Source organism: Goodfellowiella coeruleoviolacea (assembly GCF_024171785.1).
GTDB classification, from domain to species: Bacteria; Actinomycetota; Actinomycetes; order Mycobacteriales; family Pseudonocardiaceae; genus Goodfellowiella; species Goodfellowiella coeruleoviolacea.
The window spans coordinates 44,042-60,653 of record NZ_JAMTCK010000027.1 but is presented as its reverse complement, the minus strand read 5'-3'; the positions used below and the strand labels follow the sequence as shown (position 1 = coordinate 60,653).

The window sequence follows — 16,612 nt, the reverse complement described above, 5'->3', positions numbered from 1 at the left end:
GCCCGCCGCTGGTCGGCGGTGCGCTGGTCGTCGGGCGTGCGGGCCTGGCAGGCGGCGGTGCTGATCCGGTCGTAGACGGCCAACGCCAGGTGGGCGGGCAGGTAGGCGGACAGTTCGGCCATGCCGTTGTCGCAGGTCTGCAACCGCACCGCCCGGTCCTGGGCACAGTGGCGGTGCCGCCGCTCCGCGCCCTCGGGGTCGATGCGCTGGACGGCTTCGCGGGTGCGGCGGCGCAGGGTGGCGCTGTTCTGCTCGGCCGCTCTGGCCAGGATCTCGGCTTCCACCTGCCGGGCCTGTTCGAGGTCGAGGGGCAGGGTGAGTTCGGACAGGATCTTGGCCTTGTAGGTGTCGATGGTCCCGGCCTGCAATGCCGCCAGGGTGGCCGGCAACCGGGTGACCAGGTCCGTCGCCAAGGACAACTGCGCGTTGGCGTGGTGTTGGGTCCAGCGTGCGGCCACGGCGAGTTCGGCGGCGGCGAATTCCGGCTGTTCGTGGGTGTGTTTGTATTCGGCGAGGGCTTGTATGCGTAGGCCCTCGATGATGTTGATCATTTTGGTGTACTCGACGATGGTGTCGAGCAGCCCCCCGGTTTCCCCCTGCATATGTCCAGGTTAGGCAGCCCACCCACCCTTTTCATCACTCGAACGGGTGTTCTATCCCTGCGACTTGACGGCAGAAGGGCAACCCGGGATCGACGGGACCTGCATATGCGGAAGTCTTGGCTGCAGTCGGAACAGCAGCCAACGGGACCACACTGGTCATTCATTTCTCAAGGCAACCGATTACGTCGCCCGCCGCCCGCCCACGTCAACCAGCATCCACGTGAATGCCGCACGCCCGACACCGGCCAACCACGCCTCCGGCCTACCCAACGACACCCACTGCCAGACGGCACCCCACTGCCAACGGCACGCCACCGTCGACCCCCATCAACAACGGCCCACCTGCCCCGACCCCTCGGCGCAACTCCTGGGCACAGCCCCTCGACACCACCGCCGGCACAGCTCCACGCCCAGCCCCCGGCACGGCCCCTCGTGCAGCTCCAACGCCCAACCCAAGACCGGCCCCGACCGCCCCCTTGCGCAGCCCCTGAGCGCAGCCCCCGCCCACCCAGGGGGGCGTCCCCTGGACCAGCCTATCCACCCCACCCCCACCACGACAGCGTCGAACGCGAGCCTGTGGATAACCTCCGGCCCCTGTGGACAACTCGTTGCCACACGCATGCCGCTGGGCGCACAATGCCGGGCCAGCCGCAGCACAGCACCGGCACCACGCACGCCGGCACGCCCGCACGCCCGCACCGCACCGGCACCACGCACGCCCGCCCGCACGCCCGCACAGCACCGGCACCACGCACGCCCGCACCGCACACCGCCGGAGTGGACCCGCGTCGAGCTGCCGCGTGCCCGCCCCGGACGGCTGTTCCGCGCCACATCCTGTCTGTTGTCAGGGCTGTTGTCAGGCCTGTTGTCAGGCGGCGTCGAGTTCGGCCGAGGACACCGGCGTCGCCCCCGGGACCTGACCGGCGGCCGAGCCCGACACCTGACCGGCGGCCGACTCGATCACCTGCTTGGCGACCGGCTCCGGGACTCGCTCGGCAACCGGCTCCGGGGCCTGCTCGCCGACGGGCTCCCCCGCGGGCGCCTCGACCGGCTCGCCCGCGGCCAGCACCCGGCGGTACAGCGCCTCGAACGTGGCCAGCGTGGTGTTGACGTCGTGCGCGGCGATCATGTCCCGGCTGGCCGCACCCATCCGGGCGCGCGCCTGGTCGTCGGTCAGGATCTCGACCAGTCGGTCGGCCAGTGCCTGGACGTCGCCCGGCGGGTAGAGCCAGCCGTTGCGGCCGGGCCGCACCAGGTGCGGCAGGGCCATGGCGTCGGCGGCGACCACGGGCTTGCCCGCGGCCATCGCCTCCATGGTCACCAGGCTCTGCAACTCGGCCACGCCAGGCATGCAGAACACGTCACAACGCCGGTAGGCGGCCACCAGCTCGTCCTCGTCGACGAACCCGAGGAAGCGCACCCGGTCGCGGATGCCCAGCCGGGTGGCCAGCGCCTCCAGGCTGGCCCGGCGGCTGCCCTCACCCACGATCTCCACCCGCAGGTCCCGGCCGGCGAGCCGGCCCTGGCGATGCGCCATGGCCACGGCGCCCAGCAGATCGGGCACCCGCTTCTCCTCGTCCAGCCGGCCGACGAACAGCACGGTCGCCCGCTCGGCGGGCACCGGGGCTGCCGGCACCGGGTCCACCGGCGTCGGTGCGGCGTACCGACTCAGGTCGATCCCGCAGGACACGGCCGTGGCCTGGTGGCGCAGGCCGTTGTCGCGCAGCAGGGCCACGGCCCTCGGCGTGGGCGCGGTCACCGCGCGGACGTCCCGGTACACCGAGATCAGGTCGCGCCAGGCCCACCGGGACGCGGCCGTGCGCAGCCGGTCGGGCATGTGCACGAAGCCGAACAGGTTCTCCGGCATGAAGTGGTTGGTGGCGACCACCGGCAGGCCCCGGTCAACGCCCACCCGCGCCAGTGCCCGCCCGACCAGGAAGTGCGCCTGGATGTGGATCAGGTCGGGGTTCAACTGGGCCAGCACCCGCTCCACCCCGCGCCTGGCCTGCCAGGGCGGGCAGAACCGGAACGTGGGGTGGAACGGCGTGCGGCGGGCGGCCAGCCGGTGCAGGGTGACCCCGTCAACGCGCTCGGTGCTGGCCGGTCCCGTGGTGGACGGACAGATCACGTGCACGTCGTGTCCTCGACCGGCCAGGCCGAACGCGAGCCGGTGGGCGAAGCGCGCCGCGCCGTTGATGTCGGGCGGGAACGTGTCCGCGCCGATGACGATCCGCAGTGGTCGCTCACCGGACACAGAGGACGGGCTCACAGGTTTCTCCCATCGTAGGAAAGTGCGCTGTAGGAAGACGCGCTGTAGGACGGCGCGCTGTGGGACGGCGCGCTGTGGGTGGTGACGAGATCGAGTTCGCGGCCGGTGGGGCTGTCCACCGCCGGACCGGGGTGCCGCGGGGCGCCGGGGCCACCCGGGCCGTGCGGGTCGGGGCCGGCGGGTGGCTGGTGCACCTGGTGGCGGGCCAGTGCCACCACGCCCGTGGCGGCCAGCAGCGCGCAGCAGACCTGGAGGCCGGCGGTGACCGGGCCGGTGTTGGCGGCCTCACCGAGCAGGCCCACCCCGACGGCCACCGCGACCAGCGGGTCGACCACGGTCAGGCAGGCCACCACCACCTCGGGCGGGCCGCTGGCGTAGGCGTACTGGATGAACCAGCCGCCCACCAGCAGGGCGCCGGCGATGCCCAGGGCGGGCAGCAGCAGCGCCGGGTCCAGGCCGACGGCCCGCACCTGCTGGGACAGCGCGCGCATCAGCACCGACACCAGGCCGTAGGAGACGCCGCCGCAGGTGGCGAAGGCCAGGCAGCGCAGGCGTGGCCCGCCGGCCGCGCCCAGTGCGGCGAGCACCGCGACCGCCCCGGTGCCCAGCAGCGCGGCCACGGCCACCGCGGACGGCGTGACCGGGGTGTCCACCGAACTGCCCGCGGCCAGCACCACGAACGCGCCGACTCCGGTGGTGCTCGCGGTGGCCGCGACCACCACGGGCAGGCTCGGGCGGACGCCGGTGGCCTTGGCGGTGAGCAGCACGGTCATCCCCAGGGCGAGCACCCCCACCGGCTGGATCACCGTCAGCGGTGCCAGGCCCAGGGCGATCGCGTGCAGGCCGGCGCCGGTGACCAGCGCGGCCAGTCCGGCCAGCCAGCGGCGGTTCGCCAGCAGTCGGCGCAGCGCGGCCAGGCGCAGTGCGCTCTGCTCGGCGGTGGCGCGCACCGCGTTGTGCTGCAGCAGCGCGGCCACGGCGTTGGCGGCGGCACCCAGCGTGGCCAGGAGCACGCCCACGACCAGCGTCATCGCCGCCACCCCCCGGCAGTGGGGTGGTGCGGCTCGCCGCCGGTCTCACCGGGGCCGGCCGGCGCCCACCGGACGCCGGTGTGCTGGTGGTCCCTGGCCAGCCGCAGCAGGTGGACGCCCAGCGCCAGCATCAGCCAGATGTTGGTGAGCAGCAGCACGCGTTCGCACACGCCGCGCTGGAGCACGTGCCCGATCACCTCGGCGCCGGGCAGGCCGGGAAGGGTGGCCGGCACGTGGCTGAGCAGGAACGCGACGCTGATCACGCCGCTGGCCATGGCCAGCCGCCTGGTGGTGGTGGCCACGCCGCTCCAGTGCGGGCTCTCCCGGAACCGGGAGTGCAGCAGCCAGCCGGCCACCGGCACGCAGGCGAAGAAGATGCCGCCGGCGTACCGGTGCACCACGCCCATCCAGGAGATCGGGCTGCCGATCGGGTCGGTGGGGAAGACCAGGGCGGTGACCAGGCCGAGGCACCACGCGTAGCAGAGGGCGCGCACCGCCCCCAGCCGGGGAACGGCGCTCGCGGCCAGGCCGGCCAGCAGCGCCAGCGAGGACACGACCAGGGACAGGATGCTCACCGCGAGCAGCTCGCCGCCGTGGGGGACCGACACGTAGTCGCTGACGGTCAGGTCGACCGGACTGATCTGACCGCTGGAGGACATGTGCAGGTAGACCACGGGCAGCGGGCACAGGGCCGCGCCGGTGATCGCGAGAAAGGCGGAAAAGGGTGAGACGCGGCGCGCGGAAACCGCGACCGGATCGGCGCTTTCCCGTTCGATCACCGCCCCGCTATCCGCGTCGACGGGCCGGTGGGCACCGGATAACGGCACCGCCCTCGGCTTGTTGGCTTCCCTCATCTCCGCCACGCCCCAATCCTGTGCCGGAACGGTCTGCTCGGACTATCGGGAACAACCCTGGCTCGACCCTGATCTCCCCCTGAGTGGCGGACCGGGTTCGCCTGGCCACCGGCCAGGTCAGCGACCATGCCGGCAGCTGTTGTCTACGCTGACAGCTCCCACGCATCGAGCGGTAAGCCGCCGGAAATCAATGCGGTGAACAGGGCCCCAACGAAATGCGAACGGCAGGTCGGACCAGACCGGCGAGCCCGTTCAGGCCTATCGCGGCGCGGCTGTTTCGAGGCTCGCAATGACACGTTCGGGTGAAACACCGACGGCGTCGGACAAACAACATCCCGACAAACGGAGAAACAGATCCGGTCACCCCTGTCCGGAACACCAAAAATCATGACATCAATTCATGTTCTCCCAGCCCGGCCACGTCGGCAGGGCCCCGGCCACCAGCGATGTCAGGGCCAGTCCGGGCATATCTGACGGAATCGACCGCGTCAGACATGTGCGGCGGGTGGTCCGCGACCGGACACCCCGCCCGGTGCGGCCAGGCTGCCGACCGGGCCGGCAGGCCCACGCCCTAGGCTGTCGGCCCGTGAGTTCGAACCAGCAGCACACCGCCGTTGAGGTGTCCGGGCTGGTCAAGCGCTACGGATCAACGGTCGCCGTCGACGGGCTCGACCTGGTCGTCGACCGCGGCTCGGTGCTCGCCCTGCTCGGCCCCAACGGGGCCGGCAAGACCACCACGGTCGAGGTGTGCGAGGGCTTCCTGCGCCCCGACGCCGGCACCGTCCGCGTGCTCGGCCTTGACCCGCTCGCCCAGGGCTCCGCCCTGCGACCCCGGATCGGGGTGATGCCGCAGGGCGGCGGCGCCTACCCCGGGGTGCGGGCCGAGGAGATGCTGCGCCTGGTCGCCGCGTGCGCCGCCAATCCCATCGACCCCGGGTGGCTGCTCGACACCCTCGGCCTGACCTCGGCCGGGCGCACCCCCTACAAGCGGCTGTCCGGCGGGCAGCAGCAGCGGCTGTCCCTGGCCTGCGCCCTGGTCGGCCGGCCCGAGCTGGTGTTCCTGGACGAGCCGACCGCCGGAATGGACCCGCAGGCCCGGCGGCTGGTCTGGGACCTGGTCACCGCGCTGCGCGCCGACGGGGTGAGCGTGCTGCTCACCACCCACCTGATGGACGAGGCCGAGGCACTGGCCGACCAGGTGGTGATCGTGGACCGCGGCCAGGTGGTGGCCGCGGGCACCCCGGCGGAGCTGACCGCCGGCGACAGCGACCACCAGCAGCTGCGCTTCCGCGCCCGCACCGGACTGGACGTGCGGTTGCTGCGCGACGCCCTGCCCGAGGGGTGCGCGGTCCGCGAGATCACCCCGGGCGGGTACCTGGTGGAGGGCCGGATCGACCCGCAGGTGGTGTCCACCGTCACCGCGTGGTGCGCGCAGCACGGGGTGCTCGCCGAGGAGATGCACGTGGCCAAGCGCAGTCTGGAGGACGTGTTCCTCGAACTCACCGGCCGGGAGCTTCGCTGATGAACAGCCAGGTGCAAGGAGAACGGGTGGCGCAGGCGGCGAGGTTCCAGCGGGGCACGTTCCGACCGGCCCCCGGGCGTGGCGCACTGGGCCGGATGCTGCTGGCCCACGCCCGCACCGAGGCGCGGCTGACCCTGCGCAACGGGGAACAGGTGCTGCTCACCCTGCTGATCCCGGCGGCCCTGCTGGTCGGCCTGAGCCTGCTGCGGGTCCTGCCGATGCCCGAGCCCCGGGTGGCCTCGGTCACCGCGCGGATCTTCGCGCTGGCGGTGATGTCCTCGGCGTTCACCGGACAGGCCATCGCACTGGGCTTCGACCGCCGCTACGGCGTGCTCAAACGGCTCGCCGCCACCGCGCTGCCCCGCTGGCTGCTGGTGGCCGGCCGGCTGGTGGCCGCCGTGCTCGTGGTCGTGGTGCAGCTGGTCGTGCTCGGCGCGATCGCCCTGGCCCTCGGCTGGCAGCCCACCCTGGTGGGGCTGGCCTGGACCGTGCCGCTGGTCCTGCTCGGCACCCTGGCCTTCGGCGCGCTGGGCGTGCTCGTCGGCGGCGCGCTCAAGGCGGAGCTGGTGCTGGCGCTGGCCAACGTCCTGTGGTTCGTGCTGCTCATGGTCGGCGGCATCGCCCTGGCACCGGGCACGCTGCCCGGCTGGGCCACCGACCTGGTGGCGTGGCTGCCCTCGGGTGCGCTCGTCAACGGCCTGCAGGCGGCGCTGGCCGAGGCCGCCGCGCCCGGCTGGCAGCCGGTCGTCGCCCTGCTGGCCTGGACCGCGGTCGGCGCGCTGGTCGCCTCCCGCACCACCAGGCTCACCTGACGGTCGGTGAGACCGGTGTCACCCTTGGGGGTGGCCGGGCACCGGCTCTCAGCTGGTGCGACCTACCATCGGCCCGTGCCCGGCTCGTCGTGGTTGTCCCGTCTCCCCTCCCCCAGCGTCCGGCTGCAGCGCGGCTTCGCCATCGCCGCGCTGGTCGCGAACTCCGTGGTCTCGGTGACCGGTTCGGTGGTTCGCGTGACCGGGTCCGGACTGGGCTGTCCGACCTGGCCGGAGTGCGTGCCGGGCAGCTGGGTGCCGGTCGCCCACCCCGAACTGAGCGCGTTCCACCAGTGGGTGGAGTTCGGCAACCGCCTGCTGTTCGGCGTGGTCGGCATCGCCGGCGCGCTGTGCTTCATCGCGGCGCTGCTGGCCAGGCCGAGGCGGCGCCGGGTGCTGCTGCTGTCGCTGACCATGCCGCTGGGTGTGGTGGTCCAGGCCGTGGTGGGCGGCATCACCGTGCTGGCCGGCCTGGTCTGGTGGACCGTGGCGCTGCACTTCCTGCCGTCCATGGTGCTGATCTGGCTGGCCGCGCTGCTGGTCAAGGCCGTGGGTGAGGGCGACGAGCCACCGCGGCCGCTGGTGCCCCGCCCGCTGCTGGCGCTGCGCTGGGTGTTCGTGGTGGTGCTGTACGCGATGCTGGTGGCCGGGACCCTGGTGACCGCGGCCGGCCCGCACGGCGGCGACGCCGACACCCCCCGGCTGGAGCTGCCGGTGTCCTCGCTCGCCCAGCTGCACGCCGACCTGCTGTTCGTGTACCTGGGCATGCTGGTCGCGCTGGGCTTCACCCTGCGTGCCGTCGCCGCCCACACCGCGCTGCGCCGCAGCTACTGGGTGCTGGTCGCGGTCGTGCTGGCCCAGGGCGCGCTGGGCATGGTCCAGTACCTGGCCGGGGTGCCCGAGGTGATGGTCGTGCTGCACGTGCTGGGTGCGACCCTGGTGGTGATGGCCACCACCGCGGTGTGGGTGGCCTGCCGCGACCGGGGGCCGGTGCCCGCCCCGACCCCGCCGGCGGGACCGGCCGCCGCACAGCAGGACGTGGCCGCCGAGCGGGTCGACAGCACGCCGATCTCGGCCTGACCGCACCGCACCGGCACTCGGCCGCGCTCGGGTCGGCCCGCCGCGCTCACGGGTCCTCGCGCACGGGTCAGCGGGGTGGCTGCGGCCGGCGCTCCCACAGCTCGGTCAGTTCACCGGCCAGCCAGGTGTACAGCTCGTCCACGGTGCGCAGCCGGTGGGCGCGGTGCGGGTCACCGGAGAGCAACTGCATGCCCGCCCTGGTCAGCTCGCGCACCCCGATCATGGCGTCCAGCCGGCGCTGCACCATGTCGGCCCAGCGCTTCTCGTCGATCCGGTACAGCGCGGCGTCCCGGCCCCGCCTGGTCTTCTTGGTCACCAGTTCCATGTTGACCAGCAGCTTGAGGTTGGTGCTGATCGAGCCGCTGCTGGCCTCCAGCTCCTCGGACAGCTCGGCCGCGGTCCGCTCCGGCGGGTCGCACACCAGCAGGTAGCCCATGATCCGGCCCCCGATCAGCGGGATGCCCTCCTGCGTGAAGTGCGCGGCCACCCGCTCGACCCAGGCGGACAGCCGAGTCTCCCGTTCGACGCTCACGACCCCTCCGATCGACTTCAGTTCACACTGAACACGCAATGTGAGAGGAGCGTATCGAAGATCGACGGGTGGGGCGAGCCCCCGCACACCCGGGTGGGCGGGCGGGGTCAGCGCTGGGTCAGGGCGGCGCGGATGGCCGAGGCCAGGCGCAGTGCCGCGGCCGGGTCGGTCTGGCGCAGGCCCAGGGAGGGCTCGGTCAGCTCCAGTTCCAGGACCATGGGCCGGCCGTTGTGGTCGCGCACCACGTCCACGCGCGCGTAGAGCAGGTCGGTGCGGCGCAGGCCGAGCAGGTGGCTGGCCGCGTCCATGGCGTCCTCGGCCACCCGCCGGCGCGCCGGGTCGGGTTCGGCCGGGGCCAGCCGCTCGGTGACGAACAGGCCGGAGCCGTCGGTGGCCGCGTCCCGGCGCAGCATCGGACCCTTGGCGAACGCGTGCGAGTACGTGCCGGCGAAGAAGACCAGCGCCATCTCGCCCTCCACGTCCACCGAGGGCTGGTAGGGCTGCACGATGGCGGCACCGCCCCGCGCGTGCAGGTCGGCCAGGTGGTCGGCGGCGGCCTGGTGGGTGTCCTCGGCGAACCGCGCGGCACCTCGGGAGCCGGCGCCCACGGCCGGCTTGACCACGAACTCGCCCAGCGGCCAGCGGGGCGTCTCACCCGGCGCGACCACCTCGGTGGGCACCACCGGCACCCCGGCCCTGGCCAGGTCGACCAGGTAGCTCTTGTCGGTGTTCCAGCGGGCCACCTCGGCCGGGTTGACCAGCGTCGGCACCGAGTCGCACCAGGCCAGGAACTCGTCCCGGCGCTGCGGGTAGTCCCAGGTGGCGCGCAGCACCACCAGGTCGGCGCTGTCGAACCGCTCGGGCCGCTCGTCCCAGGCGGCCCACTCCACGTGCACGCCGATCTCGGCCAGCGCGGGCAGCAGCGCGCTCTCGTCACCGTCGCCGGTGGGCAGGTCCCGGCAGCTGGCCAGCACCACCGTGGGCGGACCGGGTCTGACGGGTGGTGCGGCGGTGGTCGCGGCGGTCAGGCTCATCGGCGTGCCCTCGGGCCGGCCATGCGACGGCGGTGCTCAGCGCCGATGGTCACGGCGGCCGTGGTGTCCCGGTCCCACTCGGTCAGCTTCAGGTCGGGCACGGCCGCGCAGACCGCCTCGCCGGTGGCGACGTCGGGCACCACCACGTCGCCGAGCGCGCCGTCCGCGCCGACCAGCACGACCCGCGCGCCGGCCCGGCCAAGGCGCTCCACCACGGCACGGGCTGGCGCGCCGTGGGCGGCGACGAACTCGGTCGCGGTGCGCACCGCGCGCGGGGGCGCGCCGGGCGTGGTCGTCTCGGTGTCTGACGCATCCTGATCTGCCACGCATCGAAGCTTAATCGGCCGGCGGGGGCACTAGTTTCGCTCCTGTGACAGATCGAACTGCCCTTGCCGACCTGGTGTCCGGCTTTCTCGACTGGTACCTGGACAGTCACCCGGCGGTGGCGACCGCGCTGGGCTCGCTCGCGCACGACCACACCCTCGGTGACTTCTCCGCCACCGGCTTCACCGCCCGCGAGCAGGCCGCAGCGCAGTGGCTGACCAGGCTGGACGCGGCCGCCACCGACGGGGTGGACCCGGCCGACGTGGTGGACCGCGACCTGCTCGTGGCGGTGCTGCGCGGCGAGCGGGCCATGGCGGGCTGGCCGGAGTGGCGCCGCGACCCCGTGGTCTACCTGCGGCCGGTGTTCACCACGCTGTTCAACGCGTTCCTGCACCGGTTGCGGCCGGAGCCGGAGCTGGTGGCCTCGGCCGAGGCCAGGCTCGCCGAGGTCCCCGGGGTGCTGGCCGAGTGCCGGCGCAACCTGGACCCCGACCTGGCCGCGCCGCTGCTGGTGCGGCGGGCCCTGGACCAGGCCCGCACCGCCCGGGGCTTCCTGACCCGGACGCTGCCCGCGGAAGTGGCGGACGAGCGGCTGCGGGCCCGGCTGGCCGCGGCGGCCGAACCCGCGGCCGAGGCGTTCGACGAGCTGGTGGGCTTTCTCACCGACTTCGCCACCCGGGCGCGCGGCGACTGGCGGATGGGTGAGCGGCTGTACTCGACCCTGCTGACCGAGCGGGAGCTGCTCGGCTACGACGCGGCCGAACTGCACCGCCGTGGCGTGGCCGCCTACGAGGAACTCGACCAGCGGATGCGGGAGCTGGCCGCGCGGCTGCCGCGCACCAGCGACCGGGAGCCCACCGACTGGCACCGGGCCATGGCCGACCTGCAGGACGACCACCCGCCCACCCTGGAGGCCATGCGCGCGGAGTACGCGGCCACGGCCGAGCGCGCCAGGGCGTTCCTGGTCGAGCACGGCCTGGTCACCCTGGCCGAGGGCGAGCAGTGCCGGGTGGTGCCGGCACCGGTGTTCCAGCGGCCCATGCTGGCGGTGCCCGCCTACCTGGCGCCGCCGCCGCTGGCGCCCGCGTCGCGGGTGGGCCACTTCTTCGTGCCGTACCCGCCGGACGGGCACACCGAGGAGCAGGTGCGGGCCCGGCTGCGCGGCAACTCGCGCAGCCAGCTGGTGACCATCGCGGTGCACGAGGCCTACCCCGGCCACCACTGGCACCTGTCCTGGCTGGCCGGCAACCCCCGCACGGTCCGCAAGGTGTTCCGCACGCCGTACTTCTCCGAGGGCTGGGCGCTGTACGCCGAGCAACTGCTGGCCGAGCACGGCTTCTTCACCGACCTGGGCCAGCAGCTGGGCCACCTGGAGGCGCGGATCTTCCGGGCCGCCCGGATCGTGGTGGACACCGCGCTGCACTGCGGCGACATGACCGTGGAGCAGGCCGAGGCGCACATGAGCGGCAAGGCGTCGCTGCCGCCGGAGACCGCCGCCGCCGAGGTCAGCCGGTACTGCGCGTGGCCGACCCAGGCCCCGGCCTACCTGACCGGCGCGCTGGAGATCAACCAGATCCGGGCCGACTACCTGGCGGCCAACGCGGGTAGCCGGGCACCGGGCGGGGACCGGGGCGGCAACGCGGTGCTGCGGTCCTTCCACGACACCATCGCCGGGTCGGGCGCGCTGCCTCTCGGCCTGGCCCGGCGGGTGGCGTTGGGCTCGTGACGGCCGGCCCGGCCGCGCCGCGACCGTCGGCGACGGCGCCGGGTGGGAACACGGACGGGCGCCCAGCGGTTGCCCACCCACGACGAGATCGTGTCGCAGGAGTGTCTGAGGAGGAGCGCATGCCCAAGGCAGTGCGGGTCAGCAGCACGGGTGGTCCCGAGGTGCTGGAACTGGTCGAGGTGGACCAGCCCCGACCGGGCGCGGGGGAACTGCTGGTCGAGGTGGGCGCGGCCGGGGTGAACTACATCGACACCTACCACCGCTCCGGGCTGTACCCGCTGCCGCTGCCGTTCGGCCTGGGCCTGGAGGGCGCGGGCCGGGTCAGCGCGGTCGGGCCGGAGGTGACCGGGTTCTCGGTCGGCGACCGGGTGGCCTGGAAGCAGGCGCCGGGCAGCTACGCCGAGCAGGTCGTGGTGCGGGCCGCCGAGGCCGTGGCCGTGCCCGACGGGGTGAGCGACGAGGTCGCCGCAGCCATCATGCTCCAGGGCATGACCGCCCACTACCTGGTCGCGTCCACCTACCCGGTCCAGGCCGGGGACACCATCCTGGTGCACGCCGCCGCCGGTGGGGTGGGCCTGCTGCTCATCCAGCTGGCCAAGGCCAGGGGCGCGCGGGTGATCGGCACGGTCTCCACCGAGGAGAAGGAGCGACTGGCCCGGCAGGCCGGCGCGGACGAGGTGATCCGGTACACCGAGGTCGACTTCACCGAGCAGGTGCGGCGGCTGACCGACGGCCAGGGCGTGGCCGTGGTCTACGACGGGGTGGGCCGGACCACGTTCGACGGCAGCCTGGCCAGCCTGCGGCCCCGCGGCACGCTCGTGCTGTTCGGCGCGTCCAGCGGGCCGGTGCCGCCGGTGGACCCGCAGCGGCTGAACGCGGGCGGCTCGCTGTTCCTGACCCGGCCGACCCTGGCCCACTACGCCGCTGACCGGGCGGAACTGGACTGGCGGGCCAAGGAGCTGTTCGACGCCGTCGCCGACGGGTCGCTGTCGGTGCGCGTCGGCGGGCGCTACCCGCTCAGCGAGGCCAGGCGGGCGCACGAGGACCTGGAGGGCCGGCGCACCACCGGCAAGCTGGTGCTGCTGCCGCACTGAGCGGCCGGAACCCGGCGGGTGGGCACCGCAACCGGTGCCCACCCGAACGCCACGCGGTGGTGGTCAGCGGCCGGTCAGGCGCCGACCTTGGCCATGTCGACCACGAAGACCAGGGTCTCGTTGCCCTTGATCGGCCCGGTGCCCTTCTCGCCGTAGCCCTTGGCGGGTGGCACCACCAGCAGCCGCCGGCCGCCCTGCTTCATGCCGATCAGCCCCTCGTTCCAGGCCGGGATCACGCTGGCCTGGCCGATGTTGTCCAGGGCGAGCGGCTTGGGCGGGCTGCTCTCCCAGGAGGAGTCGACCTCCTTCTTGTTCGACCAGGTCACCAGCACGTAGTTGGCCTCGACGTGGTCACCCTGCTTGACCGCGGGGTCGGACCCGGCGGTCAGGTCGGCGGTGAGCATCTGCTGCGGCGGCGAGCAGTTGTCCGGGATGGTGATCACCGGCTTCTGCCCGGCCGCGCCGGACACCTTGACCGCGTCCACCGTGCACGGCGGCTTCTGCGCGGCTGACGAGGACTTGGCGGTGGGGCTGGCCGAGGTGCCGCTGTTGGTGTTGCCCGAGCCGCCGCAGGCGGTCAGGGACAGCGACAGCGCGGCCATCAGGACAAAACCGGCACGGAGCGGTCTACGCATGGTCACCGAGCCTACGTGACCGGTCACCGGAGCCGATCAACACCCGCCCTGGTCAGCGCCTCACCCGGGGCACGCGGGAGTGCCTGCGCCGCCCGGGACGGCGCGGCGGGCCAGCCGGCGGCCACCCCGGAGTTCCTGCTGGCCGGGACGAACCCGCTCACCATCTGGAACACCGGCGGCCATACCGGGGTGTGCCGGCTCACTGGCGGCCCCCGGAACGGACCAGACCGGGGGCGCTGGGTGAGGCCGTCGGGCCGCACCCGGCGGGGCGACCGGGCCGCCCGCGCCGGCGAATTCCGCCGAAAACGTCCCCCGAACGCAGCAAGATTCCCGTTGTCTCGGAATGTTCGGGGAAACATCAACAGCGACCCCGTAACATTCCAGGAAATGCTTCTTCCGCATCTCAGGTGCCCCGCGTACAGTAACTCCGCACACCTGAGCGACGGTAAAAGATATTCATCCGTTCAGGTGTCAGCCAAGGAGGTGACCCCTGTGCCCGCGGACGCCAAAGGCATCCGCAACAATCCGCTACAAGAGCTTTTCTGGACCAGAACCGGTCTGCTGCTGCTGCTCCTGATCGTCACTTCCGGTGCGAGCCTCGCCATTTCGTCCATCATGGATCCCAGCCCGCTGAAGAACTTCGTTCTCTCGGTGGGCACCGGCACGATGGTCTCCGCGGTGGTCAGCTTCGGCCAGACCCTGGTGACCGCCACCGCGTCCCAACGGGCGTTGGTGGCGCCATTGATCGAAGAGAGCCGGCGGGCGTTGCAAGAACTGAGCGCCGAATACCGCGCACTGGACCGGGAGTTCTTCCCCACCCACGTCTTCGAACCGACCGCGGAACCCGATCCGGCGTTCAACCACCTGATGATGCAGGACCTGCACCGCACCCGGCAGTACTTCTTCCGGGGCTTCTCCGGACGGCACGCGGCGGCCCGGCTGCTGCTGTCCCACGCGGAGTGGGAACTGCGCGCGATCGTGGCCAACCCGCGCGACCCCAACGCGGTCAGCGGCCGGGCCAGGCACCTGCTGCGGCACAAGGGCGCCGAGAACGACTACGACGCCGTGCACGAACGCCTGCAGGACGAGATCAGCACCGGCCTGGTCGGCCTGTTCCTGGCCCGCAGCAGGTGCAGCCGGGTGGACGTGACCGTGGTGTCCGATCCCCCGCTGGACCGGTTGGAGATGTTCGACGACAGCGTCTGGCTGACCCTCTACAGCGACACCGCCGGCGAGCCCACGCTCTACCCGAGAACACTGCGGTTCTCCGAGGGCTCGTTCATCTACAACATGGAGCGGACGGAGTTCCTGCGGATCTCCAACTCCCGCACCGCGCACCACTTCGTCATCACACCGGACACCAGCCGGCAGGAGTTCTTGACGTTGTTCGAGAAGATCACCGGCTCTCCTCTGTCCACTGATGGTCTCTCCGCCCTGGAGAGCAAGTTCCACAACTTCCGTCGAGAGTTCTCGACTTCAGCCGACTTGGGGAGCTGATCACGGTGCTCGCTGGCCTTTCCGCCCTACCCGAACTGACTCGGGGAATTCGCGAGATCGATGTGTCCGATTCCAGTACCTGGACCGACGTGGATCGGTGGTTCCGAAGATGGGCACAGCACCCCGCGCTGCGCGCGGAACTGCGGTCCTATCTCCGAAAACTGCCCGCTGACCGCGCCGCGGCGATGATCGCCCGATCCCGGGAGACCACCACGCACTTCGCCTGGTGCCTCCAGGACGAACCCGGCGATCCTTTCTCCCTGTGGTTGCACGAGTACAAACCGTGGCACGACTGGCGGCCCGGTTACGCCGATTCCGTCCACAACCACCGGTACCACTTCTGCACCACGATTCTGTACGGCTCCTACGTGCACGAGCGGTTCGCCGTGGAACTGGACGCGGGCGGGCAGCGGGTCAACTCCGCCACGCGCACCCACAGCAGCACCTGGCACGCGGGTGCCACCGGCTCCCTGCTGTCCCACGAGTTCCACCGCATCCCCGTGGTCAGCAACGGCACCATGACGTTCCTGGTGAAGTCGCGGCCGGTCACGTCGTGGAGCCTGTCGTTCGACCCGGAGACCCGCACCAGCCGGCGGCACGTGCCGGTCGAGGCCCGCCTCGGCGAGCTGATCGACCGGCTCTAGGGCCACCCCGGACAGGGGGTGGCGCCCAGCGGCCATCCCCTGCCGGCCCCGCCCGCCGCCCGCTGGCCGGTTTGTCCGACCGAACAGCCGTTTCCCCGCCTCTACGCTCGTCCTTCGCTCCGCCGCCCGGCGGTGATCGGAGGGTACGAGATGTACGGGGAAAGTCACACCACTGGCAGCAGCCTCACCACGGCACGTCCCAGCACCGCGAGTCGCACCACGACGTCGGGCCACGCCCGGACCGACGAGATCACGCAGTCGGCCATCACCGCGGTGGAGGCGCGGGTGTGGCGGCTGTGCCAGGAGCTGGCCGCCAACCTGCCGTTCCACGGCTGGCACCACGTGAGCTTCGTCCGGGACAAGGCCGTGGGCTTCGCCAGGCACAACGGGGCCGACGTGCGCGTGGTCGAGGTGGCCGCCCTGGTGCACGACGTCAACTACATGGTCCGGCGCAACTCGCTGGCCAGGGCCGGCCGCGACCTGCGCATGGACATCCTGGCCGAGGCCGGTGTCGGCGCGCGCGCGGCCGAGCGGATCGACGCGGTCGTGTGCGCCGCGGAGATGCGCGACCGGCAGCGCGACATCTGCCTGGAGGCCCAGGCGCTCAGCGACGCCGACACCCTGTTCAAGGCGCTGCCGGTGACCCCGGTGGTGCTGGCCCACCGCTACCTGGTGGAGAACGGGGTCAGCCTGCGCGAGCTGGCCACCAAGATCGTGGGTGAGCAGCGCGGCATCCACGACGAGGGCTACTACTTCTACAACCCGCAGGCCGCGGCCACCTACTCGCGGTGGGCCCTGGCCAACCTCGAACTGTGGCAGTGCATCGTGGAGGCGCTCGACGACCCCACGGTGGAGGAGCTGATCGAGGCCGTGGACGCCAGCGGCGGCCGCTAGCCACCCGTCGCCGCCCGCCGCGCGTGTGGGTGGGCGGCGATCGCGGCCCGGTCAGCCGGGCGGCG

16 protein-coding genes are annotated in these 16,612 nt (G+C 72.6%); 8 read left to right on the top strand and 8 right to left on the bottom strand.

Annotation, left to right across the window (positions count from 1 at the left end):
* From LX83_RS36250 to LX83_RS36235, 4 genes are all read right to left on the bottom strand, one after another.
* Positions 1-602 (bottom strand): DUF222 domain-containing protein (locus LX83_RS36250; protein ID WP_253780321.1); only part of this gene is annotated, 602 nt, incomplete at its 3' end.
* Between the two features lie 868 nt (positions 603-1,470).
* Positions 1,471-2,871, bottom strand: coding sequence for a glycosyltransferase (locus tag LX83_RS36245; RefSeq protein WP_253780319.1), 1,401 nt, complete (start codon positions 2,869-2,871; stop codon positions 1,471-1,473).
* Entirely contained in the window at positions 2,868-3,902 is a 1,035-nt protein-coding gene (locus LX83_RS36240) for a DMT family protein (protein ID WP_253780316.1), read from the bottom strand. The genes LX83_RS36245 and LX83_RS36240 overlap by 4 nt, the downstream gene beginning before the upstream one ends.
* Positions 3,899-4,756: a DUF998 domain-containing protein gene (locus tag LX83_RS36235; protein WP_253780328.1), complete on the bottom strand. Its 858-nt coding sequence runs from the start codon at positions 4,754-4,756 to the stop codon at positions 3,899-3,901. The genes LX83_RS36240 and LX83_RS36235 overlap by 4 nt, the downstream gene beginning before the upstream one ends.
* Positions 4,757-5,342: 586 nt before the next feature.
* Between LX83_RS36235 and LX83_RS36230 the strand changes: the two genes are divergently transcribed.
* From LX83_RS36230 to LX83_RS36220, 3 genes are all read left to right on the top strand, one after another.
* Complete coding sequence (locus tag LX83_RS36230) at positions 5,343-6,278, top strand: ABC transporter ATP-binding protein (RefSeq protein ID WP_253780313.1); 936 nt, start codon at positions 5,343-5,345, stop codon at positions 6,276-6,278.
* Positions 6,278-7,090: an ABC transporter permease gene (locus LX83_RS36225; protein WP_253780311.1), complete on the top strand. Its 813-nt coding sequence runs from the start codon at positions 6,278-6,280 to the stop codon at positions 7,088-7,090. Before LX83_RS36230 ends, LX83_RS36225 begins: the two co-directional genes overlap by 1 nt.
* A 75-nt stretch (positions 7,091-7,165) precedes the next feature.
* The gene (locus tag LX83_RS36220; RefSeq protein ID WP_253780307.1) at positions 7,166-8,167 is read left to right on the top strand and encodes a COX15/CtaA family protein; all 1,002 of its coding nucleotides are present in this window, start codon (positions 7,166-7,168) and stop codon (positions 8,165-8,167) included.
* Positions 8,168-8,234: 67 nt separating this feature from the next.
* Here LX83_RS36220 and LX83_RS36215 read toward each other — a convergent pair whose 3' ends face one another.
* The 3 genes from LX83_RS36215 to LX83_RS36205 form a co-directional block, all read right to left on the bottom strand.
* A complete protein-coding gene (locus LX83_RS36215; protein WP_253780305.1) occupies positions 8,235-8,699 on the bottom strand; it encodes a GbsR/MarR family transcriptional regulator in 465 nt (154 codons plus the stop codon).
* Between the two features lie 107 nt (positions 8,700-8,806).
* Positions 8,807-9,733, bottom strand: coding sequence for an ATP-grasp domain-containing protein (locus tag LX83_RS36210; protein WP_253780302.1), 927 nt, complete (start codon positions 9,731-9,733; stop codon positions 8,807-8,809).
* Positions 9,730-10,059 (bottom strand): hypothetical protein, encoded by a 330-nt coding sequence (locus LX83_RS36205; protein ID WP_253780300.1) that lies wholly within the window; start codon positions 10,057-10,059, stop codon positions 9,730-9,732. Before LX83_RS36205 ends, LX83_RS36210 begins: the two co-directional genes overlap by 4 nt.
* Before the next feature lie 44 nt (positions 10,060-10,103).
* Between LX83_RS36205 and LX83_RS36200 the strand changes: the two genes are divergently transcribed.
* Positions 10,104-11,783 carry a DUF885 domain-containing protein gene (locus tag LX83_RS36200; RefSeq protein WP_253780299.1) on the top strand — a complete coding sequence of 560 codons (1,680 nt, stop codon included), beginning with the start codon at positions 10,104-10,106 and terminating at the stop codon, positions 11,781-11,783.
* Positions 11,784-11,902: 119 nt separating this feature from the next.
* The gene (locus LX83_RS36195) at positions 11,903-12,877 is read left to right on the top strand and encodes a quinone oxidoreductase family protein (RefSeq protein ID WP_253780297.1); all 975 of its coding nucleotides are present in this window, start codon (positions 11,903-11,905) and stop codon (positions 12,875-12,877) included.
* A gap of 74 nt (positions 12,878-12,951) precedes the next feature.
* Here LX83_RS36195 and LX83_RS36190 read toward each other — a convergent pair whose 3' ends face one another.
* Entirely contained in the window at positions 12,952-13,512 is a 561-nt protein-coding gene (locus LX83_RS36190) for an FKBP-type peptidyl-prolyl cis-trans isomerase (RefSeq protein ID WP_253780295.1), read from the bottom strand.
* A gap of 615 nt (positions 13,513-14,127) precedes the next feature.
* Between LX83_RS36190 and LX83_RS36185 the strand changes: the two genes are divergently transcribed.
* From LX83_RS36185 to LX83_RS36175, 3 genes are all read left to right on the top strand, one after another.
* Complete coding sequence (locus tag LX83_RS36185) at positions 14,128-15,009, top strand: hypothetical protein (protein WP_253780293.1); 882 nt, start codon at positions 14,128-14,130, stop codon at positions 15,007-15,009.
* Between the two features lie 5 nt (positions 15,010-15,014).
* Positions 15,015-15,653 carry a hypothetical protein gene (locus LX83_RS36180; RefSeq protein WP_407649760.1) on the top strand — a complete coding sequence of 213 codons (639 nt, stop codon included), beginning with the start codon at positions 15,015-15,017 and terminating at the stop codon, positions 15,651-15,653.
* 150 nt (positions 15,654-15,803) lie between these two features.
* A complete protein-coding gene (locus LX83_RS36175) occupies positions 15,804-16,547 on the top strand; it encodes an HD domain-containing protein (RefSeq protein WP_253780289.1) in 744 nt (247 codons plus the stop codon).
* Positions 16,548-16,612: the final 65 nt, after the last annotated feature.